The following is a 207-nucleotide window of genomic DNA, read 5'->3' on the forward strand; positions in this document are numbered from 1 at the left end:
GCAAGGTGGCGATTATGTGCGTGTTGATATTACGGGTGATGCAGAAGGCTTTGACCCGCTGGGGACTTCCGAAGGGCAGGGGGATGGCATGGTGATTACCGCTCTGCTGGCAGGGCAAGATACGCAATCACAGACGATCTATAATGGATTGTGCAAAACAGCCAGAGCGTACAAAAGATCCGGCCATCCTGCTCTGACCCCCCCCCC

Annotated in this window: 1 pseudogene; it reads left to right on the forward strand. The window is 55.6% G+C overall.

From position 1 onward, the window contains the following. Positions 1-207, forward strand: a pseudogene (locus QCD85_RS23900) (glycosyl hydrolase family 8); the annotation flags it as partial.

It is taken from the genome of Paenibacillus sp. PsM32, from assembly GCF_030433815.1.
Lineage (GTDB): Bacteria > Bacillota > Bacilli > Paenibacillales > Paenibacillaceae > Saccharibacillus > Saccharibacillus kyungheensis.